The 22,999-nt window shown below is 50.3% G+C and carries 22 protein-coding genes and 1 tRNA gene; 1 reads left to right on the forward strand and 22 read right to left on the reverse strand.

The annotated features are described in order from the left end of the window. Positions 1-110: 110 nt before the first annotated feature. The 22 genes from PMI41_RS08075 to PMI41_RS08180 form a co-directional block, all read right to left on the reverse strand. Positions 111-1,523 carry a sulfatase-like hydrolase/transferase gene (locus PMI41_RS08075; RefSeq protein WP_008123601.1) on the reverse strand — a complete coding sequence of 471 codons (1,413 nt, stop codon included), beginning with the start codon at positions 1,521-1,523 and terminating at the stop codon, positions 111-113. Between the two features lie 285 nt (positions 1,524-1,808). After that, entirely contained in the window at positions 1,809-2,153 is a 345-nt protein-coding gene (locus tag PMI41_RS08080) for a RidA family protein (RefSeq protein WP_008123603.1), read from the reverse strand. An 87-nt stretch (positions 2,154-2,240) separates the two neighbouring features. After that, positions 2,241-2,316, reverse strand: a tRNA-Lys gene (locus PMI41_RS08085). 112 nt (positions 2,317-2,428) lie between these two features. Further along, on the reverse strand, positions 2,429-3,346 hold the full coding sequence (locus PMI41_RS08090) for a PhzF family phenazine biosynthesis protein (protein ID WP_008123605.1): 918 nt from the start codon (positions 3,344-3,346) through the stop codon (positions 2,429-2,431). Between the two features lie 71 nt (positions 3,347-3,417). Further along, positions 3,418-4,131 carry a hypothetical protein gene (locus tag PMI41_RS08095; protein ID WP_008123607.1) on the reverse strand — a complete coding sequence of 238 codons (714 nt, stop codon included), beginning with the start codon at positions 4,129-4,131 and terminating at the stop codon, positions 3,418-3,420. Positions 4,132-4,134: 3 nt separating this feature from the next. Next, positions 4,135-5,250 (reverse strand): endonuclease/exonuclease/phosphatase family protein, encoded by a 1,116-nt coding sequence (locus PMI41_RS08100; protein WP_008123609.1) that lies wholly within the window; start codon positions 5,248-5,250, stop codon positions 4,135-4,137. A gap of 472 nt (positions 5,251-5,722) precedes the next feature. After that, positions 5,723-5,959, reverse strand: coding sequence for a DUF1127 domain-containing protein (locus PMI41_RS08105; protein WP_040854134.1), 237 nt, complete (start codon positions 5,957-5,959; stop codon positions 5,723-5,725). 128 nt (positions 5,960-6,087) lie between these two features. Further along, entirely contained in the window at positions 6,088-7,074 is a 987-nt protein-coding gene (locus PMI41_RS08110) for an alpha/beta hydrolase (RefSeq protein WP_008123611.1), read from the reverse strand. 74 nt (positions 7,075-7,148) lie between these two features. Next, complete coding sequence (locus PMI41_RS08115) at positions 7,149-7,994, reverse strand: AraC family transcriptional regulator (RefSeq protein ID WP_008123612.1); 846 nt, start codon at positions 7,992-7,994, stop codon at positions 7,149-7,151. A 424-nt stretch (positions 7,995-8,418) separates the two neighbouring features. Further along, positions 8,419-9,438, reverse strand: a complete 1,020-nt coding sequence (gene ilvC, locus PMI41_RS08120; protein ID WP_008123624.1) for a ketol-acid reductoisomerase — start codon at positions 9,436-9,438, stop codon at positions 8,419-8,421. A 62-nt stretch (positions 9,439-9,500) separates the two neighbouring features. After that, positions 9,501-10,139 carry a TetR/AcrR family transcriptional regulator gene (locus tag PMI41_RS08125; protein ID WP_008123625.1) on the reverse strand — a complete coding sequence of 213 codons (639 nt, stop codon included), beginning with the start codon at positions 10,137-10,139 and terminating at the stop codon, positions 9,501-9,503. Between the two features lie 85 nt (positions 10,140-10,224). Beyond that, entirely contained in the window at positions 10,225-11,448 is a 1,224-nt protein-coding gene (locus PMI41_RS08130) for an NAD(P)/FAD-dependent oxidoreductase (protein ID WP_008123626.1), read from the reverse strand. A gap of 27 nt (positions 11,449-11,475) precedes the next feature. Continuing rightward, positions 11,476-13,401 (reverse strand): potassium transporter Kup, encoded by a 1,926-nt coding sequence (locus PMI41_RS08135; protein WP_008123627.1) that lies wholly within the window; start codon positions 13,399-13,401, stop codon positions 11,476-11,478. Between the two features lie 140 nt (positions 13,402-13,541). Next, positions 13,542-14,282 (reverse strand): pyridoxine 5'-phosphate synthase, encoded by a 741-nt coding sequence (locus PMI41_RS08140; RefSeq protein ID WP_008123628.1) that lies wholly within the window; start codon positions 14,280-14,282, stop codon positions 13,542-13,544. Positions 14,283-14,380: 98 nt separating this feature from the next. Then, complete coding sequence (locus PMI41_RS08145) at positions 14,381-15,508, reverse strand: ATP-dependent RecD-like DNA helicase (RefSeq protein WP_008123629.1); 1,128 nt, start codon at positions 15,506-15,508, stop codon at positions 14,381-14,383. Positions 15,509-15,569: 61 nt separating this feature from the next. Beyond that, entirely contained in the window at positions 15,570-16,007 is a 438-nt protein-coding gene (locus PMI41_RS08150) for a hypothetical protein (RefSeq protein WP_008123630.1), read from the reverse strand. An 8-nt stretch (positions 16,008-16,015) separates the two neighbouring features. Then, positions 16,016-16,372, reverse strand: a complete 357-nt coding sequence (locus PMI41_RS08155) for a nitrile hydratase accessory protein (RefSeq protein ID WP_008123633.1) — start codon at positions 16,370-16,372, stop codon at positions 16,016-16,018. Beyond that, a complete protein-coding gene (gene nthB / locus PMI41_RS08160) occupies positions 16,359-17,018 on the reverse strand; it encodes a nitrile hydratase subunit beta (RefSeq protein ID WP_008123635.1) in 660 nt (219 codons plus the stop codon). The genes PMI41_RS08155 and nthB overlap by 14 nt, the downstream gene beginning before the upstream one ends. After that, positions 17,015-17,635 (reverse strand): nitrile hydratase subunit alpha, encoded by a 621-nt coding sequence (gene nthA, locus PMI41_RS08165; protein ID WP_008123637.1) that lies wholly within the window; start codon positions 17,633-17,635, stop codon positions 17,015-17,017. Before nthA ends, nthB begins: the two co-directional genes overlap by 4 nt. Positions 17,636-17,672: 37 nt before the next feature. Next, complete coding sequence (locus PMI41_RS08170) at positions 17,673-18,266, reverse strand: LysE family translocator (RefSeq protein WP_008123639.1); 594 nt, start codon at positions 18,264-18,266, stop codon at positions 17,673-17,675. A 119-nt stretch (positions 18,267-18,385) separates the two neighbouring features. Next, positions 18,386-18,958 carry an acetolactate synthase small subunit gene (ilvN, locus tag PMI41_RS08175; protein WP_008123641.1) on the reverse strand — a complete coding sequence of 191 codons (573 nt, stop codon included), beginning with the start codon at positions 18,956-18,958 and terminating at the stop codon, positions 18,386-18,388. A 17-nt stretch (positions 18,959-18,975) separates the two neighbouring features. Continuing rightward, positions 18,976-20,775 carry an acetolactate synthase 3 large subunit gene (locus tag PMI41_RS08180; RefSeq protein ID WP_008123643.1) on the reverse strand — a complete coding sequence of 600 codons (1,800 nt, stop codon included), beginning with the start codon at positions 20,773-20,775 and terminating at the stop codon, positions 18,976-18,978. A gap of 360 nt (positions 20,776-21,135) precedes the next feature. On the opposite strand from PMI41_RS08180, the gene PMI41_RS08185 reads away from it, so the two are divergent. Continuing rightward, positions 21,136-22,995 carry an ATP-binding protein gene (locus PMI41_RS08185; protein WP_040854343.1) on the forward strand — a complete coding sequence of 620 codons (1,860 nt, stop codon included), beginning with the start codon at positions 21,136-21,138 and terminating at the stop codon, positions 22,993-22,995. The last annotated feature ends 4 nt before the right edge of the window (positions 22,996-22,999 follow it).

Raw genomic sequence — 22,999 nt, forward strand, 5'->3', positions numbered from 1 at the left:
AATTAACTTGGTTGTAGCCAATGCAATTATTCAAAATACGCAATCCATAATTATAAGATGTCGGTTGGAATTGCATGATCATCGAAACCGGAATTACTTCAACTTAGAATTTACTTATTATTCGGTGTGGTCGTTACTGCCTGTGCGCCGATGTGGTCTGCAAAGTTTGCCCCAGTAAAACCATAGGTTTGGCTGTCAGCACTCTCTGGCAGCATGTTCTTGTTCCAGTTTTTCCACTTAAGTCGAACTTCATCATAAACGTCTGGCAGTAGATTTTTAAGGTTCGCCCGCTCTAGTGGGTCATCCACGACATTGAAAAGAAACTCATTGGTCAAAATTTTCAGGTATTTATAGTCTCCCATACGCGCAGCACGCTGAGCATTTCCCTTATAGCGCCAAAACACAGTACGGGACTTAACTCCCTCGTCCCCTTTTAACATTGGCAGTATGGATAGCCCATCAGACTGGTGGTTCTGGTCGACATTCGTTTCCGCGGCTTCCAGTAGAGTGGGTAGCCAATCCATGCTCAGGGTGACTTGCTCACTTGTTTGGCCAGAAGGTATTTTCGCTGGCCAACATATGAGAGAGGGAATTCTTATCCCGCCCTCGAGCAACTCAGATTTCTTACCGGAGAACGGCCACGTATTTGAAAATCGCTCACCGCCATTGTCACTTGTGAAGACAACGATCGTATTTTCACGAATTTTCTTGTCGGTGAGCGCTTGCAATATTCGTCCAACTTGAAAATCCATCCTTTCAACGATTTGACGATACACGTCCTGGGTTCCCGCATCAAAAGCGGCCAGACTATTCTTTTTGCGGGCAGCCTCCTTTTTCCCTTGTTCGCCCGGAGCCTCCCAAGGCCAATGCGGTGCATTAAAATGTACGCTGGCGAAAAATGGCCGCTCGCAGCTATCACTTTTCTGAATCAGCTCCACGGTTTTATCGCCAAGAAGATCAGTAAAATAACCAGCCTTTTCCACCGGCGCATCGTCTTCCCAAAAATCCTTACCGTGATTGTAATAACTAAGAGCCGATCCGCGAAAGCCGTAAAAATGATCGTAACCACTCTTTAACGGACCATATTTGGGGTAAGCCCCCAAGTGCCATTTGCCGATCAACGTTGTCTCGTAACCTGCCTGCTTTAGTAAGGAGGGTAGAGTAGTTTGTGAAGGTGGCAGCCCTATATCACGTCCAGCCAAAGGCTCTTCTAAACCAAGAGCCAGACGGTATTGATACTGACCTGTCATAATTGCGGTCCTGGTTGCCGAACAAACCGGGGAATTGGAATAGGCTTGCAGCAAGCGAACACCATCATTTCCAATCTTGTCTATGGCAGGAGTTCTGATCGTCGGATGTCCATAGGACGACAGGTCCGCATAGCCTAGATCATCGGCAAGAATGAAAATTATATTTGGTTTTTTGTTGAGTTTAACTGCAGCTTTTCCGCTCGCACCAGTGGCCAATACTGTACCGATCGCTGCACCTTGCAGCACAGCACGACGAGATATTTTCTTTAACACAATCAATACCTTATAAAGTAGTAAAATAAATACTTAAGTGCCAACGTCTCATTCTCGACTGGCAGCAAACACACTTTATTAGCGAGAATTTTGAGCACTTAACAAGAAAACGGTTACTGGTATTTAGAAGAATAAAAGAAAAATAATGCGTTTTCTGATCAATAAAAACACACACGATCAACAGCTACTTTTTTGGACGTATCACGTTTATTATATAAACAAAATTGGCGTCGGCTGGTGGGCCGACGCCAATTAGAATGATCCGGATTATAGTGGGAGTATTGCTTAGATTGCAGCAGTGATAATAATTTCAACCTTGTATTCCGGCGTTGCGAGTTTGGCCTCGCCAGTTGCACGTGCAGGTGCGTTTGCCGGATCGACCCAAGCATCCCAGACTGCATTCATCTCGCCGAAATCCTTCATGTCATCGAGCCAGATAATCGCCTGCAACAATTTGGACTTGTCTGTACCAGCTTCTTTCAAAAGACGATCAACCGAAGCCAATACGTCTTTGGTCTGTTCTGTTACGCTCTTGCCGGGACCACCGACTTGACCAGCCAGATAGACTGTATTGCCATGGATAACAGCTTGGCTCATACGGGGCCCTGCTTCAATACGACGAACGCTCATGAGAATCTCCTGTGGAAGTGTGGGGACAAACAAATGCTTGTTTTAGTGCAAGAAAAAAGGGCCATACGGCCCTCGTTTCAGAAGAAGTGGTGGGCACAGTAGGGATCGAACCTACGACCCGCTGATTAAGAGTCAGCTGCTCTACCAACTGAGCTATGTGCCCGTCAGCCGCTTCCGCGACGACAGTGAGCGCTCTATAACGGCGCAAATCTTGCCTGTCCAGCCCTTCACAAAACTTTATCGCACAGATCGGCAAGAACCTGAGCTTTTCGCTATCAGACGAACAATTTTCCTTCAGCAACTCTTACCGCCGAGCCACCAATCCTTGCGCCGATTAACTTTTTATCCTGAATGTCCAATTCCAGTTGAAGGTTTGACGGTCGGCCCATTTCATACCCTTGCTCAATCTTTAGTCGCACCAGACCATCAAGTGGCTCATCAAACGAATGGATAGCTCCAGCAAATGCTGCTGTGGCTGAACCGGTTGCCGGGTCTTCATAGGTGCCATCGTCACTTACAAACATGCGGGCATGAAAATTACTGCCTTGCAGAAGGGTTTCACGACAATAGGCATAAACCGGCAACTGGCGATGACCGATTCGAGGTGCGATCTCGCGCATAGCAGTCTGGTCGATATGAATTCGGCCAGCCGCAGCAAGACCATGGATCGGCACCAGAAGGAATGGCACGCCTGCATTCCAAATGCTTGGAACATGATTCTCGAAGCCAATTTCACTGGGCTCCAGCCGCAATGCCATTGCAATCGCTACCTTATCGTAACTGTAACTCACCCGCTCGGGCAGTTTAGGCAGATCGAATTCGGCAAAAACATTTTTCTCTGAAAGCCTCACTCCACAACGAACCGGCCCTACCTGCTCTTCCAGAATGATCAATGCATCCTGCTCTCTCTCCGCTCCACCAAACCGGTTTTGAGCGAGCGATATGGCCGTTCCTACAGTTGGGTGCCCTGCAAAAGGCATTTCATAATCTGGAGTGAAAATTCGTACCCACGCCGTATGTGCAGGGTTTTTGGCTGGAAGCACGAAAACTGTTTCAGATAAATTGAACTCACGAGCAATCCGCTGCATTGCCTCGTCATCGAGACCTTCCGCATCATGGACGATTGCTAACGGGTTCCCCTTCAGTACCTCAGAGGTAAAAACGTCATATATTTCATAACGGCGACCAGTCATCGGCAATGCTCCTATTAAACTTAGTGAAAATAGAGCAACCTTCTAGTGCTTCAAGTCAAACCTTGTGACGGTTACATTTGGCTGAAATGCCAATCACCAAAGGTCCGGAATGTGGCTGGCGTCGTATCGCTCATGTCTGCAGATCTAGACACGGCAATCACGTCATCAAGCTCAGAGTTGACCTCATCCGCAATATGGCGGCGTATGCTGGCCAACAATTCTTGCGAACTCAAATCAAAATAAAAACGCCGAAACAACGCAATGCTGCTATCGGCTGTGACGAGATATATATTACTGTCGGAGCGGTGAGCATCCGCCAGATTAATAGCGGTTTCCTCCATAACCTCTCTCTGCATGTTTCGATCTATGTCTATGACCTCGTCGCGCACATCGCCTTCATCGAAGGATCCTGCAGGAAAATAGACTCGACCAGCCGCAGCTGTCGATGGGGCCATTCTACCCGCGATTAGCGCATTATCGCTGGAAACGATCACACCTACTGCAAAAATGTGCCATGGTTTTATCGATGTTCGATTCTTCTTCCAGTGCATCATCGTTTCAAAACGTGTGCGTTTGTAAACAGCTTCAAAAACGCCAGAACTGATATCGGCCTGTTCGGCCATGAAGAAATCGCCATTGAAAAGAGCAGGATTTGCCTTGCACTCATCCTCCCAGTTTCTCGCTATTTCAAGCTTGTTTTCCTGTTCATAAGCCAACTTGCCGTCAACTATTCGAACCAGAGCCTCATTAAGCTCTATCACTGTCTTTTCAGGAAAGGTTTTCAATGCTCAAACCACGCCAAACGTAACTGCAACTGGGCAATGATCACTGGCTTTGGGACGATCCCAGCCGATGCGAGGAAAACGCTCGGTCTTTTGATCCGGCGGAAAGATTGTACGAAATGGCTGCCCTTGCCTGACAATATCGGGAATGGATCGCGCATTGTTACGCGCCAATGCTGGAGAGGCGAGGATATAGTCTAGCTGGCACAAGTGCCGCTCATCGGGTCCGCGAGTGTGATAAAGCGTCCATCGATCCATGACAGGGCGTCGTTCAACGAGATTTTCGCAGAACCCGCCTTCCAGTAAAACGTTTACGCTGCTCTCCGCCTCTCCAACAGGTTCAAACCTGTATCCGGAAAGTGTATCGCCTTTTATCAGCACGCGCTCACGATAATCGTTGAAATCACCACAGATAACCCAGCTCTTGTCAGCTGATCCCCCGCTCCCGGCAAACTTATCTTCGATGATACGGCGTACGGCTTTTGCTTCCGCTACTCGAACAGGCATGGACGCTGTCCGCCCATCCATACCGTTTCGTGGCGTACCCATAGATTTGAAATGACTGACGAAAAGCGTCAGCGGTTTACCGCCAATACGTACGTGGATCTCGAGGCAGTCGCGCTTGAATATCCGTTCGTACGACTCGAGGCCCAGCATTGCCAGCTCAGAATTATGAAGCCCGAAATCATTATAGGTGAGATGGGCATGGCTCGTCATTGCAACGAATTCGATCGGCAAGCCGTCGCGTGTTTGATCTCGCATCAACACGGCCACGTCGATCCCGCGGCTGTCATTTCCCTCGACCATGTATTTGTGACGGTAACCCTCTCCAACCATCTTGAAGAGATAACCGAACTCAAAGGCATTCAGCGCACCGAGATTATCGACTTCCTGAAGGCAAAGAATATCTGCGTGGGTCTCTGCAATAGCCAACGCTGTCAACTGCCGAGTGTCATCGGCATGGGCAATTGCACGCGCCTGCTCCAACTGCCTGTATTGCGCCTCATCCTGAATTTGGAAAAGCTGCAAAGTCCTGTCTTTATTGAGATTGTTCTTGAAACCGGAAAAGTCGAAACGGTTCATCAGATTTTCGACATTGAAGGTAGCAATACGAACGGACATGCAAAAACCTGAAATTGTGGCAAGAAAACAGCTTCTTCCGGAACCCTATCTGTATTAACTCGTCACTTCCAGTAGCGATCGACAAAGCGAGTGCCTATATCAGGTAAACGGAAACGGGAAATGCGGGAAGATGAAAATTCTAAAGATTGCCTTGGGTGTTTTATTCGTCCTTACTGCCAGCCCCATATCGATGACGTCAGCACGCGAAATCCAAACATATCGACCGGCTCCGCGGGGGCTGGATATAGTGCCGCGAACACCGACGATACTACGCAATAACAGTCCTTATCGGGATAGCCTGCGTGATTGCTCTACCGGAAATTGTTACAATGGGCGTGCCAATCGCCCAACAGGAAACAGCGGTCCATCACAGGTAGAGAAGTGTCGCGCTGCCTATCAGTCGTATCGAGCATTTGACAACACCTACAAACCATTCAATCGCCCTAGAGAACGTTGCAACCTTTAATTGCAGTTAAACAACACGAATAAACGCTTCTGTTTGCTGAATAATTTGAAAGGGTCGCATCGTTGGGGTGCGATGCTTTTCAGGTTTGAACTGAGCATCAAATTCGATGGGCCAACCTATATCTTTCAAGAGATACTCATCCAGTTCATCCAAGTGTTGGCGAGTCCGGGCAATACGAAACGAATTTATTAGATTTTTCATTGTCTGTGACAACCAACCAATTCTGTATTCAATATTGATCATGTGCTTGTCTTCGCTCGATTGCGTTCTCCGCAATCGAAGCGTCCTTTCTAGCAAATTGAATGTTGAATTTTATGCCTATCGCCCGCTGTGAACGCATTTGACGATCACAACGGGTAATGGTCGGGATGCTATGACCAGTGCGCACGCAGCTCGTCATTGAATGATGCAAAGCGCTCTTCAGGAAAGAACAGACGAGCACCTTCGAGTTCAACAACTTTGCGTGTGCCGGGAATATGCTCGGCCAGCCAATGCGCCCACTTTTTATCGAAATAGACATCGTCCGTAGCCCAGACGATCAAAGTTGGGACCTGAAGTTGCCTCAGCTTTGATTCAATTGCCACTGTTTGCGAACAATCGAATGCAGCAACAAATCGTTCCAGCCCGCCAACACCGCCCGGCTTTGAAAGGTAGGGCTGAAGATAAGCATCAATCGTGTCGTCCGAAATGCTTTCGGTATTCTCATAGCAAGGGCCCAGAGCATCCGGCGAGCGGAAAATGTTCTTATCGGAAACCATGGCCGTCAAAGTTCCTCGCAAGCCACCTGACGCACACATATTGACAAAGCCCTGAAATGCCACAGGTGGCCAATTATCGTGGGTATCGCAATCGGTCAGTGTCAGGCTGCGAACGCGGCCTGGATTATTGACCGCAAAAATCTGACATACGGCCCCACCCCCGTCATTCCCAACGAGGTCTACTTGCTCAATCTGCAATGCATCCAGAAACTGAACCAGCATGTCTGCCTGCGCGGCTGTTGATAAATCTTGCCCAGCAATTGCCTCTGTTGCGCCATGGGCCAATGTATCAATCGCAATACAGCGTCTAATATCCGACAGACCAGCCAGTTGATGCCGCCAAAGATAGCTATTTACAAGAACACCATGGACGAAAAGAGCAACGGGTCCTTCTCCAGACTCAGCATAGTAGATGCGCCCGGATGACGTATCGACATATTTCTTCGCAGCTTCAAATTGTGGTTTGTACGATTTATTGTTCTTGATGATCTGTTCAGCGCATTGATCAGAACACGCTTCAACAACTTCATTGTCGATGTCCAATTCAATAGTCGTTGTGTAAAGTGCATCACCACAGGCAGCACAAATTCGGTCTGTCATTTTCGTCTCCTTCACAGCCACTCAAGGGCATGTGGAAAAGACCATTTTGCAGACTGTTATCGCTATCGAGATATTTAGCGTTCTGCAGCAATGACAGGTTGAACTGACCGTTGAAATTCAGCTGGCGTACGGCCAAAGCTTTGTTTGAACGCAGCACTGAAATGACTATGGCTTGAAAAACCAAGGTCAAGGCTTAGCATTGTAAGATCATCATAATGTGCGAGCTGATCCAGCGCACGAGCCAATCTGAGACGCAATTGATAACGATAAAGCGGCACAGCCTCCACCTGCTGGAACACTTGCGTAAGGTAAACAGGCGATACGCCAGTCTCGGAAGCGATTTCCGCCAATGTCCATCGCCGCGCCAAATCAGAAGAAAGAACAAGCTTGGCACGATCAACAAGCTTTTGACGCCCGTAACTGGCGGCTTTACTGTGCGAAGTACGTTCGCCTAATGAACGACGCACCAATGTAAGTGCGAGCGTCTCAGCCTCCAAAGGTTCGATGATTTTGCTGTTCAGGCTATGCCGTAATAGCGCTACAAGCGCTTGCGCTCGCGGATCGATACGCCGATGCTTGTCGCGGAATATGACAGCTTCACCCTCATGCAAAAGTTTTGCAGGAGCAAGTTCCCGCAGCAACTTCGGGTCTATGGTGAGTGATATGCACGCGTCCCCACCTTGAACGGGATGGCTGACAGAATAGGTCTCATCCTGATTGAAAAACAGAACCTGATTGGCTTCTGCGACAGCGTCATTGCTACCCACGTGACGAACAAAAACACCACGATAAGGAAAAACGAGATGCGTTAGCTCTGAACGCTCCTCTTCGCTCTTATGACGGCATTCGCCTCGGCATATGACGTCCCGTATGGTAACCGTCTCGGTCTGAAGCAAAGTTCTGACAGTCAGTTGGGACATGTGCGTTGCCTGACCATAAAACAATCTGATCCCACCAAATAATCTTTGGGAGGATCAGAAATCCAGCTAATACAGAAGTACAATAAAGCTCGACGCTTCGGAATTCGATTTTATTCCGAAGTTACGTTTGCTTTAAATGCCTCGCCGAGGGCTACAGCGCACTCCTCGCAGCAGACTTCCACCGTTTTACCGCCGACTGTTACTTTGATGATATCGGAGTCCAGCGCGCAATCGCAAGCCGCACATGTTTTTGCTACCATTGGATCAATCCTCTCCCGAGAGTTTACAACGTCGCTTGTAGAACCATCTTTATGGTGGCCGCACTATCAAAATCTTTAGCGATCTGTTCGGGCAACTGCGAAACTCACCAAAGAAAAAGCCGCCAGATTTCTCCGGCGGCCTTTTTCCTCATGCTTGAATATTCTTAGTTTTTTGCCTTATCGACCAGCTTGTTGCTGCCAATCCAAGGCATCATGCCGCGCAGCTTCTCACCAACTTCTTCAATCTGGTGCTTGTCATTGTTGCGGCGGATCGCTTTGAAGCGCGATGCACCAGCCTTGTATTCCTGCATCCAGTCGGAGGTGAACTTTCCTGTCTGGATATCAGTCAAAACCCGCTTCATCTCTGCCTTTGTCTCAGCTGTAATAATACGAGGACCGGACACATACTCACCCCATTCTGCAGTGTTCGAGATTGAGTAGTTCATGTTGGCGATACCGCCTTCATAAATCAGGTCAACAATCAGCTTAACTTCATGCAGGCACTCAAAGTAAGCCATTTCAGGCGCATATCCACCTTCGACCAGCGTTTCGAAACCCGCGCGGATCAGCTCTACCAAGCCGCCGCACAGAACGACTTGCTCACCGAACAAATCTGTTTCACATTCTTCACGGAAATTGGTTTCGATAACGCCTGAGCGGCCGCCGCCAACGCCGCAGGCATAAGACAAAGCAAGATCGTGTGCATTCCCGGATGCATCCTGATGAATTGCGATAAGACAAGGAACGCCGCCGCCCTTCTGATACTCACCACGCACAGTGTGGCCCGGACCTTTTGGCGCAATCATGACAACATCAACAGTCTTCTTCGGTTCAATAAGACCGAAATGCACATTGAGACCATGGGCAAAAGCGATAGCGGCACCATCGCGAATATTATCAGCGATATGGTCCTTATAGATATCGGCTTGCAATTCGTCTGGCGTCGCCATCATCATGAGATCGGCCCATTTTGCCGCATCTGCAACACTGACGACCTGAAAACCATCGGCTTCAGCCTTTTTTGCAGTAGCAGAGCCAGGACGCAAAGCGATGCGCACGTCCTTTGCACCGGAATCTTTCAGATTTAGCGCATGGGCGCGACCTTGGGAGCCGTAGCCAATGATGGCAACCTTCTTTGACTTGATCAGGTTGATGTCTGCATCCCGGTCATAATATACGCGCATTGGTTTATTCCTTCCTATGTTTCAATCAGTATTGTTTCCGATCATTTTCTGACCGGTTTTCCTCAGGGTTTATAGAGAATGAGAAATTGTTCAGTGGCCCGCTTTGCGTCACGTTCAATCGCTGTTTCGCTCAACTCGTAACGGTCTCCGAGCAACAGGCGGATTTGCACGTCGCGAACCACCAGTCCAAAAAATGTACGGAACGCTTCATCTGCGTGTTCAAACTTAAGTAGCCCCGCCTCGCGACCGAGCAGCAGGACGGGTTCGAGTCTGCGCGCCATCGCAAACGGGCCGTTCTCAAGAACGATACCACCAAGATCGCGATCAAGCTCATGCTTGTCGGTACCGGCATGCGTCACCGCTACACGATTCAACGCAACAGAGATTTTACCCGACAGAACGCGCAGCCAATCAGCTGCAAACCGCTCCAGGCCAATGATTAGCGCATCACGATCAAAAGCATCCCGACTGACGGGAACGCCCCTCACCTTGGAGGCTTGCCATTGGACTGTTGCAGTCAGCAAACCATCACGGTCGCCGAACCATTTATAAAGGCTTTCCTTTGAGCAGCTTGCGCGACGGGCAACGCTTGTCATCGTAAGCTTGTCGCCAGCCTCCACCAGAAGAGCAAGCGCAGCGTCCAAAACATCTTTTTGACGTTCTGTTAATGCGGTCTCGCTGATTTCCAAGTCTGATTTCAACACGCGCTCCAACCGTACCGTACCGTACGTTACGGTTGGTTTTTATTATAGGTAACGTCCTTTGACAAGCGTTACCGAGAAAAATTTATATCCAGATTTTCTCTTTCAATCCTATCGGTTCAAAAGGATCGACAAGAGTTCCTGAAACCATGGACGCCAATAAATGCGGCGCAGGGGGAATGCGTGAAACAACTGGTACAACACGATCGCGGATGAAAGGCAAAACCCTCGAATCTGATTGGTAAAATGGGGTGAACGCACGCGACAGGGTTTGAAATCCACGAATATGTAAGCGTCGGGATTGAGCATATCGGGATAAAGCTGAGGTAACATCCGTTGTGGTGACCAGCGCGTGAGCCAGCGCTTTGGCGTCCAGCAGAGCCATATTGGCTCCCTGCCCCAATTGCGGACTGGTGGAGTGCGCTGCATCGCCTATTACCGCAAGATTTCGTCCAATCGGCATTGGCAATGTATGGTGGCCATAACGGGCCAATGTCATGTCACCAAAGTCATCAATCTGATCGACATAGGCCGAGCATTCTGGCCAAAGTGACAATACATGATCTTTCCATTGCTCAATTCCTGCATTGCGCAGGCTTGATTCTTCTCCCGGCTTGGTACTCCAGAAGAAGGCAGCGCTGTTCGGACCGTCGGCACCTGCTTTGCCTATCGGCAATACTCCAATCATTACTCCCGCTTTACGGTACCTCTGCAGCAGGGAATGCTGGTGAAAACCTTCTGAATGCCAATTGAGGGTTGCCCAGTAAGCGCCATAAACAAGCGGCTTAGGTTCGCAGCTTTTATTTGCAAAACTCCTGATCTTTGATTTCGAGCCGCTTGCATCAACAACGAGGTCAAAAGCTCCTATGCGGCGGCCATTATCGGCGATGAGTGAATTTGAGCCAGCTCCAACCTCCATAGAGAGAATATCAACATTTGTTTCAATATCGATGTTTTCTTTCCTGACTGCATTGTAGAGCACATCAAACAAGGCTGCACGATGGACAGCAATTCCGTACCTTCCACCTTTTAGCGCGGAATATCTCACATCGAGCACAGTACGACCGGAGTGCGCATCTGCACCGTAAAGCCGGTCAATCCTGTTGCCCAGTAACTGAATATTCTGAAAAAGCCCAAGATCGTCCAATATTGTCAGCCCTGTCGGCTGCAGGATAAGTCCTGACCCTACCGCTGATGGCGAAGCGAAACGCTCGAATACTGTAACGTGATGGTTTGCGCGCTTCAGATAGAGCGCAGCTGCCAATCCTGCTGGTCCACCGCCTACAATCGCGATTTGGAGTTTGTTCACGAGGCCGGCTCTCCAATACAGGACAAACTAGATATTGACCTGCGTCCCGATCTCGACCACCCGACCGGTTGGAATCTGGAAATATTCCGTTGCATCACTTGCGCTTCTCGCCAGAGCAATGAAAAGGCGGTCCTGCCATCGGGGCATTTCGGAGCGGGCAGATGCCTTCAAAGATCTGCGGGAAAGAAAGAACGAGGTCGTCATAATGTCGAACTTCCAGCCTTGCTTACGACAAATAGCGAGTGTCCGCGGGATATTCGGACGCTCCATGTAACCGAACGTCAATGTTACACGCATGAATAGGTCGTTGATCGGTTCGATCCGAACCCGATCGCTCTTTTTGACCAGTGGTGATGGCGCAGTAATTACCGTCAGAATGACATTGTTCTGATGCAGAACTTTGTAGTGTTTGAGACTGTGCATGAGAGCGGTTGGAGTGCTTTTCGGGTCACCAGTCAGGAAAACGGCAGTGCCCGGCACCAGCGTAGGTGGATTCTCGGCCATTTTCTTCGAGATCAGAGCAAGCGGAACTTCTCCCTTGCGAGTCTTTTCGAAGAGCTTCCGGCTGCCGCGAACCCATGTAAACATGATGAGAACAACCAGAAAGGCGACCACCAGTGATGCCCAGCCACCATCAACCACTTTGATCAGATTCGCACTGACAAATGTCAGATCAATGATCAGGAAGCATCCGGTCAAGCTTGCTGCCAACCACAGGCTCCATTTCCAGATGCGGGTCATGACAATGAAGAGCAATATCGTCGTAACAAGCATATTTCCGGTTACGGCAATACCGTAGGCAGAAGCCAGGTTCGACGAGCGCTCAAAGCCCAATACAAGCAGTACGACAACGATACCGAGCAGCACATTAACCTTGGGCAAATAGACTTGACCCGACTGCTTCTCCGACGTGTGCTCTATGTTCAATCGTGGCAGAAGATTGAGTTGCACCGCCTGGCGAGACAGGGAATAGGCACCGGAGATGACTGCCTGACTGGCAATTACAGTTGCCATGGTTGCAAGTAGCACCATCGGCAAAAGCGCCCAATGCGGGAACATCTCAAAGAAGGGATTCTTTGCTTCATCCGGATAGGCGAGAATGAATGCACCCTGCCCAAAATAATTCAGCAGCAAACATGGGAAAACCACCCACATCCATGCTGTAGCGATCGGCTTACGCCCAAAATGCCCAAGATCGGCATAGAGTGCCTCCGCCCCGGTCACAGCAAGAAAAACAGTGCCTATCGTCGGAAAGGCTGTTTGCGGGTTGTTGATGATATACTCGAACGCATAATAGGGATTAACGGCAGCAAATATGCTGAGATCATCCGCGATATGTAACAGTCCGAAGAATCCGATTGCCAGAAACCAGATCAACGTGATTGGCCCAAATATCTTCGCTACACTTGCCGTCCCAAATCTCTGGATAGAGAACAGTGTTAGAAGAATGACAATCGTAATGGGGACGATAAACGGTTTTAGAGTCGGCGTTACTATCTCAAGCCCCTCTACTGCAGAGAGGACGGAGATCGCCGGGGTGATCACGGCATCGCCGTAGAACAGCGACGCTCCGATAATTCCAAGCCCGAGAATTAGTTGCGGTCGTGATTTAAAGCTCGACCGTGCCAGTGCCATGAGAGAAAGAATACCGCCTTCACCGTCATTATCGGCGCGCAGTACAAAGATGACGTATTTGATGGTAACGATGAGTGCCAGTGCCCAGAAAATCATCGAAACAACGCCGAGAACGTCGGTGCGGCTTAAACTGCCATCCAGCGATGCGGCGTGCAGTGCTTCTCGAAAAGCATAGATCGGGCTCGTTCCGATGTCGCCATAAACAACACCTAGAGCGCCCAGAACCAATACTGGAAAAGCTTCTTTGTGATGCGGCTCCGGTTCATAGTTCACCGAACCATTGTCGCAATCATCACCGACCGTTTGGTGGTCATTCATAAAAGTTTTCCCTCGCTCCTACAGCGTGGGCGGACGAGTTAGTCGTGTTGCACCGCAATATCAATCGCCATTTTAACATAACTTACCCTTCATGTTATGCAAAAATGCATGGCAAAAGATTAATGTGCCAAATCAAAGCATTATACTTTGAGTGCATCAAGAAATCTTTCCACAGCCCCTGCCATTCCATGCACTAAGGCATCGGCGGTGAGGCCATGTCCAATTGAAACTTCAACCAGATTTGGCACTTTCTCGACCAGCGCAGGTAGATTGGCGACAGTTAAATCATGTCCGGCATTAACCGCTACACCGGCATTTTCTGCTGCGACGGCGGTCAAGGTCAGCTTTTCAAGTTCAATCGCTGCACGTTTAGCGTCATCATGCGTAGCGCCATAGGGACCGGTATAAAGCTCAACTCGATCCGCGCCCAGCTTCTTTGCTGCTTCGGGCGCTTCAGGGTCCGGATCTATGAACAGGGAAACCCTGGCACCTTGGTTCTTCAGCCTCCGAATAATGGGCTCGAGAAAATCGGCATTGCGTTTCAAGTCCCACCCATGATCAGAAGTGGACTGTGCTGGATCGTCGGGCACCAGTGTAACCTGTTCGGGCTCATTCCTGGCAATTAATTCCAGAAACCCGCTGGTTGGGTATCCTTCAATATTGAACTCTGCTTCGGGAAACTCGTCATCGATAAGTGCACGGATGAGCGGCAGATCGGAGAAACGAATATGTCTTTGGTCTGGACGGGGGTGTACCGTCAGGCCAGCGGCTCCCGCAGCTAAGGCGATGCGGCCAATGCCTATAACATTAGGCCAAGGCAGGTCACGACGATTCCGCAACATGGCAATCGCGTTGAGATTAACAGACAATGATGCGGTCATGAACAGTATCCGGAACAGTGTGCAGAGCGTTGTTGTACATGAGTTTGGCGAGGCTAGACATGGTTATCTTGCCACACCGACAAAAAGCAAAGTGATCCTTACCGCACAACAGTCAGTCGTTCTGCCGCACGCGTAATAGCCGTATAAAGCCAACGATCCCGCGTATCTCGAAACGCATAACTCTCATCAAATAGAACAACTTCATTCCACTGGGAGCCCTGAGCCTTATGGGTCGTCAAAGCGTAACCGTAATCGAAATCATCGAAACGCTTCTTCATTTGCCAGGGAATTTCCACATCTGGATCGTCGAACTGCGCTTTCAGCAACTTGATTTTAGCAACGCCGCGCCCTGGTTCTTCATCTTCCGGTGCAATGAGGAGATTGATACCGGGTTTCACCGTCTCACGCGAGGAAGTCATTACTTTCCAAAGTGAACCGTTCAAAAGTCCTTTGGCCGGGTCGTTCCGCAGGCAAACCAGCTTATCGCCAGCTTGCGGAAAAGCGGCGGAGAAGCCCTTGAGCTCCCTCAAACGTTGGTTATAGCGCTTACGAGTGCGGTTGGTACCTACCAGAACTTGATCGGCACCGAGCACCAATTCCTGCGTAACGTCCGATTTGGCAATCACTTTTGCGGCGCCGTAGTCTCCCAAGTCAAAGTCGCGTCCCTCACGAACATCCAGTGCCAAACGCAAAATGGGATTGTCCCGTGCTTGCCGGTGAATCTCACTCAACAGGAAATCAGGTTCGTGCTCAGTGAAGAAGCCCCCACCAGATATTGGCGGCAACTGCCCCGGATCTCCAAGAACAAGGATAGGTGTTCCAAAACTCATTAGATCGCGCCCGAGCTGCTCATCAACCATTGAGCACTCATCCACAACGATCAATTTCGCCTTCGCGACAGGACTCTGGCGATTGAGGGAAAACGTTGGCGCTATACTAGTTTTGCCGGTCGTCTCGTTCTCAACTGCTTCTTCACCGCGCGGACGATATATCAGCGAATGCAGCGTGCGGGCATTTCTCGCACCCTTTGAACGCAGCACTTGCGCTGCCTTGCCTGTGAATGCAGCAAATTGAACATCACCCTCAATGTGTTCAGCAAAATAGCGAGCGAGTGTAGTCTTGCCGGTACCGGCATAGCCAAACAGCCTGAAAATCGGACTCCGCCCGCCTTTCAGCCATTTTGAAACGGCCTGTAGGGCCTCATCCTGTTGTGGTGACAGTTGCATTGTGCTGAGAGACAGGATTCGTAGTCAAAGGGCAAGGAAAATGCTCGGTAACCACATTAGACTATAGATTATCCGGGTTGCCCGAACGTATCTGTCCTTCACCCGCTAGCCCGAATTGCTGATCGAGCATCCGGAAGCGATCGCCCTTTACCTGCAACTTCCAGCAGATCTTTTTTTCTTCGCCTTCGTAGGTAAAACAAAGGCTACCTTGGTCGAGTGCCCATTCACCCGAATAGGACATTCCCTTTGTTGCCAGCTGCTCTGGTTTGCAGCATTCAATCATCTTGCCGCGCGACGTTCCGTCTGCGCCAAGGTACTCACTGAAGTTGAACGGCGGTTGCGCTTTCACTTCTCCCGTCAAGGTTGCCCCTGTGATGATCTTGCGCAGTTCTTCCTCATTGGGTGCAGGCCAGATGTCAGTCTGCGCAAAAGCATGTGTTCCCACAAACCCCAACACGAGCAAGGCAAGAACTATGGTTCGTCGTATCAGTGTCAGCATGGTGTGTCTCATAACCGATCAGGATCATTTTCCAGCCTGATAGGCTGTCCGTGTGGCGTTGCCAAGGCAGCACGTTGCCAAGCGCGCGTCAGCAAATCTATGTCAGACTTCGGTGCAATATTCATTCCCGTGATGAGTGATTCCAAAGCGGCAAGCCAGCATTGGTAATAATTGCTCGCCTCCCCCCGCGTTTCGGCTTTCTTGATTTCAGACGACAGAGCCTGTGCCCATTCGCTCCAGGTAAATAATTTTCGCTCATGCAATGCAACCACCATTGCAAATGCTTCTGCCTGCCAAGGCTCTGCAAAAACAGGCGTTTCAGTCGCCGAACCAGCAGGCGCATCAACCGGATCATGCAAGTTCAAGATAGCTCTCCCAAGCATCAATGCTGACGGTCAATTGGGGGTCTGCGGCATTGCCCCAGATTTCTGTGGCTGAAAAAACCACGGTATAAACATATTGGGGATTTTCACCCTCGCCATGCGCATTGCTATCAGGAAACACAAAACCATTATGAACAGCTTCGATCACACCAAGCTTGTTCCGCGCATATCGTGGCAAACGTGTATGCGTCTGCGGGTTTAAATTGCGTGTTCGGACACGATCCCCGGATTTGAACCGAGGCGGGATCGCCATCTCCCTGTCACAAGGACCGCCCTTGGCGAGAACAGCGGTTACATTGCTTGCTCCAAGGATGCGCTTTGGTGTCGTACCTTTGCTGATGCTTTTCCCCGCATTGAGTTCGTCAAACGAAACAAAACCATGCCGCTCAAGCAAGACCTCCAGGGCTTTAATCCAGATTTCATAGTAACTTGATGAATAATAATCTGCCGGATGCAGGCTTTCACGTGCATGGCGGCTTTCATCAATGTTCCAGTGGCCCATTCCCCCAGCGGCCAACGTCAAACCCAACGCTCGCTTCTGCCAGCCCGCATGAAACAATGGCTCGTCAATTTCCGGTGCAACGGGACCGAAACCCATTTGCCCACCGAGATCCTGCGGGCCATTCATGGCTTTACCGGCGGCAAAGCAAATCCGGTCCCGATCATGGAATTGCGTGTAACCAAGTCGGTCAACTGTTCTTCATTCAGATCATCAGAGCCCTCAGGGCGTACCGGCACGACAAGATATCGAAGCTCTGCAGTCGAGTCCCACACGCGAATGTGCGTTGTCTCAGGCAAAATTACGTCAAACTCAGCCAGAACACCCCGAGGATCAATAACAGCTCTCGACCTGTAAGGAGGGGACTTGTACCAGACCGGAGGCAACCCGAGTACAGACCATGGATAACAGGAGCAGAGTGTGCAGACGACAAGATTGTGCGTCTCCTCTGTATTGAATACCGCCTGCATGTGCTCGCCTTGCCGACCAGAAAATCCGAGCGAAGCGATCGCCGCTGTGGCATCACGCTTAAGCCATTCGGAAAACCCGGCATCGCTCCACGCTTTTGCTACAACCTTGGCACCATTGCGCGGGCCGACCTTGGTTTCGTAGGTCTCGACTATGGCATCTATTGCCAGTGGATCGATAAGCCCCTTCTCGGTCAGGATAGTTTCCAGCGCACGCACCCTCGCCGCCATCGGGTCGAGTTCATTATCGTGCTGGTGGTCATCGTGGTCGTGTGGCATGGCAAAATCCTATGGCTCTACGACTTTTGATGCAAGCCTACTTCAGCATTGGCCAGAGGCTCGCTACCAACAACAGGGCCATTGTGATGTTGAACCACTTTAGTCGAACGGGGTCTGCCAGCCAGCTGCGCATGATCTGTCCAAACGCTGCCCAGCTGGAAACTGACGGTATGTTGACCACGGCAAAGGCAAACCCCACGATAAACATCGTTGTAAAATAGGCGTTTGCAGATGTGTAGGTGGCCATGGCGGTCACCGCCATCACCCATGCTTTAGGGTTGATCCACTGAAAAGCAGCAGCTTCCAGAAATGTCATTGGCCGCGCCTTGTCATCAACATTGCTGATCGATCGTGACATCGCAATTTTATAAGCGAGGTAAAGAAGATAAGCACCCCCAGCGAATTTGAGAACCGTATAAAGCAGGGGTACGGTTTCAATTAACGCGCCAAGGCCGGAACCCACTCCGATCAACAGAGTGAAGAAGCCTGAGCCAATTCCGAGCATATGCGGTATGGAGCGGCGAAAGCCGAAATTGACCCCTGACGTCAGCAACATCAGATTGTTGGGCCCCGGCGTTACCGAAGTTACAAAAGCGAACAGGAGCAGCGTCAAGAAAACATCGAGCGTCATTTAAAGAACCAACCAATGAAAATCCAACGATAGGATTGGCGCTGCAGACCCTCAATACGCATCTTGTCAGGGATACAATTCTGCCCTGACAAGATGTGGTTGAAATCTGAATACTCCGCCTACATACCCAAAGGGCCACGGTTCATTGCAGCTACGCCGGTGCGGCAAATTTCAACGAGGCCAAGTGGCTTCATGATCGCAATGAACTGATCAATCTTCGAGCCTTTACCTGTGATCTCAAAGATAAAATGTTCCGTTGTGGCGTCGGCGACTTTCGCATGAAAGGCATCGGCAAGGCGCAAAGCTTCATTACGATGTTCGCCCTGCCCGGCAACCTTCACCAGCGCCAGTTCACGCTGGATTGGGCCGACCTGACCAAGCTCATCGGCACGGACTGAAAGGTCCACTACGCGATGTACAGGGACGATCCGCTCCAACTGATGACGTATCTGATCAAGAATATGGGGGGTGCCCCGTGTTACAATGGTGATGCGCGACAGGTGCTGCTCGTGCTCTGTCTCGGACACAGTAAGGCTCTCGATGTTATAGCCACGGCCAGAAAACAATCCGATGACGCGGGCAAGCACGCCCGGCTCATTGTCGACAAGCACAGACAGGACAGTCGTGACTGGTAGTTCAGTCTCCTTGGCAATGAAATATGCCGATCCGGAGGCTAGGTTTTGAGCATTCATTCTAATTCTCCGGGTTCTTAAACGAGCTGTCTGCCCTTGGCATCGATAGCGTTTGCAACAGCTTCATCAGTGGCTTCGTCTGGCAAAAGCATTTCATTGTGCGCTTTGCCTGATGGTATCATCGGGAAGCAGTTTGCGAGATTGGCAACGCGGCAATCGAAAAGCACCGGCTTTTTGACGTCAATCATTTCCTGGATAGCATCATCAAGATCACCAGGCTTTTCGCAGCGAATACCGTGGCCGCCATAAGCTTCCGCCAGCTTAACGAAGTCCGGCAGTGCTTCAGTATACGAGTGCGAAAGGCGATTGCCATGCAGTAATTGCTGCCATTGGCGCACCATGCCCATGTACTGGTTGTTCAGAATGAAAATCTTGATCGGTGCTTCGTACTGGACAGCTGCACTCATCTCCTGCATGGTCATCTGGACCGAGGCGTCGCCCGCAATATCGATAACCAGCGATCCGGGATGAGCGATCTGCACGCCCAGCGCTGCGGGCAATCCGTATCCCATAGTACCCAGTCCGCCAGATGTCATCCAGCGGTTTGGCTTCTCAAAGCCATAGAACTGCGCCGCCCACATTTGATGTTGGCCAACTTCAGTCGTGATGTACGTGTCGTGATCTTTGGTCAAAGCATAGAGACGCTCAAGCGCATATTGCGGCATGATGACGTCCTTGTTACGCGTGTAGGACAAGGATTTTCGTTCACGCCACCTGTTGATTTGTGACCACCACGCATCGATAGCTCGCTCATCGGGCTTGGTAGAAGAAGCACGCAGCAGCCGGATCATATCTTCGAGCACTGAAGCAACATCCCCAATGACTGGAATGTCGACTCGAACGGCCTTGTTGATTGAGGACGGATCAATATCGATATGAATCTTCTTGGAATTCGGCGAAAAGCCGCTCAAACGACCAGTGATACGATCGTCAAAACGCGCACCGATATTCACCATGACGTCGCAATCATGCATGGTCATATTGGCTTCATATGTGCCGTGCATGCCAAGCATTCCCAGCCAATTCTTGCCTGAAGCTGGGTAAGCACCGAGGCCCATCAATGTTGATGTGATAGGGAAATTGGTCAACTGCACCAACTCACGCAACAATTTGCTCGCCTCGTCGCCCGAGTTGATAACGCCGCCACCCGAATAAATGACAGGGCGCTTTGCGGTCATCATCAGAGCTACAGCGCGCTTGACGGCTTCGAGGTCTGCCTGAACCGTAGGACGATAGCTGGTGCGGGGACTTGTTTCCGGCGGTGTATAAATGCCGGTTGCAAATTGAACATCCTTTGGTACGTCAACCAGCACCGGACCCGGACGGCCAGTGCGGGCGATGTGAAATGCTTCGTGCAAAATACGCGAGAGATCGTTTACGTCCTTCACCAGCCAATTATGCTTGGTGCAAGGGCGCGTAATACCAACCGTATCACATTCCTGAAATGCATCGGAACCAATCAAGCTGGTGGGCACCTGTCCGCTGATGCAAACCAGCGGAATTGAATCCATCAGTGCGTCCTGCAAGGGCGTAACTGCATTGGTCGCACCAGGACCAGAAGTTACCAGCATAACGCCGACCTTGCCCGTGGAGCGGGCATAGCCTTCAGCCGCGTGACCAGCACCTTGCTCATGACGAACCAGAATGTGGTTGATCTTGTCCTGTTGGAAAAGCTCGTCATAAATTGGAAGGACAGCACCGCCAGGGTAGCCGAAAATGTCCGTCACGCCCTGGTCAATAAGGGCCTGTACAACCATTTCAGCGCCGGTCATTTCACGTCGTTGCGAAGTTTTGCTGTCCTGTTTATCTGCGGTCATCGGTCTCTTCCCGTCTATTCTGCGGCCTGTAGCCTTCCAGAAGATGCTTTCGTTTAACTGAGATGTAGAAAATAAAAAAGGCCCCCGAGGGAGCCTGTGTTTCGCGCATGGGAGCTTTCGCCGGGTGCTTACAACACCCTGCCCATACGCGGTCCCACGACAATAAGAACTGTTTTCATGGTCGCGGACGATAATTTAGCGATTTCAATCCGTCAACGGGCAAAATGCAAATCAATGTATGTGATTGCGATCAAGTCAATTTATATCGCGGACGCTAAGGTATTTTCAATTCCTTTTATGCATGATGGCGAATTGGCGCCTCGTCATCCGACGGGCAATAATCTTGGGAATGAACAGCCGATGAGCGCTGAAGCCATGCCTGCAGCAGAACCGAGACCATTTGTTCGCAACAGAACTGATGGTCACGTCATTGAGTGCAATGGCGAAACAGCGATAATTTACGCGCAGACCGGCCCATCAATAAACGCTTCCGACGATTATTGGACCGTAGGGCAGCTCATCTCAATTCAGGTCGACAATGCGCGCATAGTCGGGTTGATCTTCAAGGTCGATTTGCCGGAAACCCGATGGGTCTCTGGTGCGGATCAGGATGTGCACGTGCATGTTGAGCTTGTTGGGCAGGTCAATGTTGGAACCAACAATCAACTGACATTCGCCTCGGGTGTGGCTACGTACCCTCATATGGGAGCGATCGCGCACCGCATTCGCGCGACCGATCTGGCGACGATTTACACGGCTAGCCTCAAGAACGCAGTATCAATAGGACATTTGTCGCAGAACTCATCAATTCCTGCTCTGATCTCCATAGAAAGTTTGATCACTCGTCATTTCGCGGTTCTTGGCAGCACCGGTGTTGGCAAATCCAGTGCAGTTTCGCTGCTCTTACGCAAAATCATCAGCCAACGCCCAGACCTGCGTGTCCTGATACTTGACCCGCACAACGAATTTGCCAGCGCATTCCCCAAACACGCAATCTCGATTGATTACAATACGTTCGATCTTCCCTACTGGTTATTCCGGCTGGAAGAGTTTGCGGAAGCTGTATTTCGGGGAAGACCGGTTATAGCCGGAGAAGTAGACGCACTGCGTGATCTGATCCCCATCGCCAAAGATCAATTTGCCAACTCAGAACAGTCCATATCACCTTCACTGCTGAGAAAAGACCGCGATTACTCATCAATGACGGCTGACACACCGGCACCGTATCGTATAGCTGACCTGATTAAACTGATTGATGATCGTATCGGTCAACTGGAAGGCAAAGCTGACAGGCCAGTCATGAAGGCTTTGAAACAGCGACTGCAGGCGCTGGTTGCCGATCCGCGTTATCGTTTCATGTTCACCGCACCGACCACTATGGATACAATGCGGCAGATAATCGGCCATATTTTTCGCGTACCAGCCAATGACAAGCCAATTTGTGTTTTCCAACTGGCTGGCTTGCCTTCCGAAGTTGTCAATTCCGTAGCATCTGTCCTTTGCCGCATGGCGTTCGATCTCGCGGTATCAAGCGATGGACGCCTACAGACATTGGTCGTCTGTGAGGAAGCGCATCGTTATATTCCGGCAAACCCCAACGCTGGTTTCTGGCCGACACGGCAAGCTATCGCCCGAATTGCTAAGGAAGGCCGCAAATACGGGGTTTATCTGGGCGTTATTACCCAGCGTCCGGGTGAACTCGATTCCACTATCCTGTCACAATGCAGTACCGTCTTTGCCATGCGCTTGGGAAATGAACGGGATCAGGAAATTATTCGTGGTGCAATTACAGGCGCTTCACAGAGCACTGTCGGCTTTCTTTCATCAATTGCAAACCGTGAAGCGATTGCCTTTGGTGAAGCAGTTCCTACGCCAATGCGTATGGTATTTGAAACGATACCCCCGGAAGATCTTCCCGCAGCCCATATGACAAAGAACCAGGAATTGGCAAAACTCGGGGATCAACATTTGAGTTTAGACGTCATACTCATGCGGATGCGCCAGCTGAATGCAGCTGAAGGCATGACCAAGGATGACCCAGGCATGGCATTCGAAACCCCTAACACCCCACCTTCGCCACCGAAGCTTCAGACACCTCCGGACAGGATTCAGTGGCGCAGTACAGAACCGAAACCGCAGCGACCGGAGCCAACTCAGACCACTGTCGAAGGCTTCAGGGCTAATGATCTGATCCGGACATTCCGCAACGATAAAACCTGAATAA

It is taken from the genome of Phyllobacterium sp. YR531, assembly GCF_000282595.1.
Classification (GTDB): domain Bacteria; phylum Pseudomonadota; class Alphaproteobacteria; order Rhizobiales; family Rhizobiaceae; genus Phyllobacterium.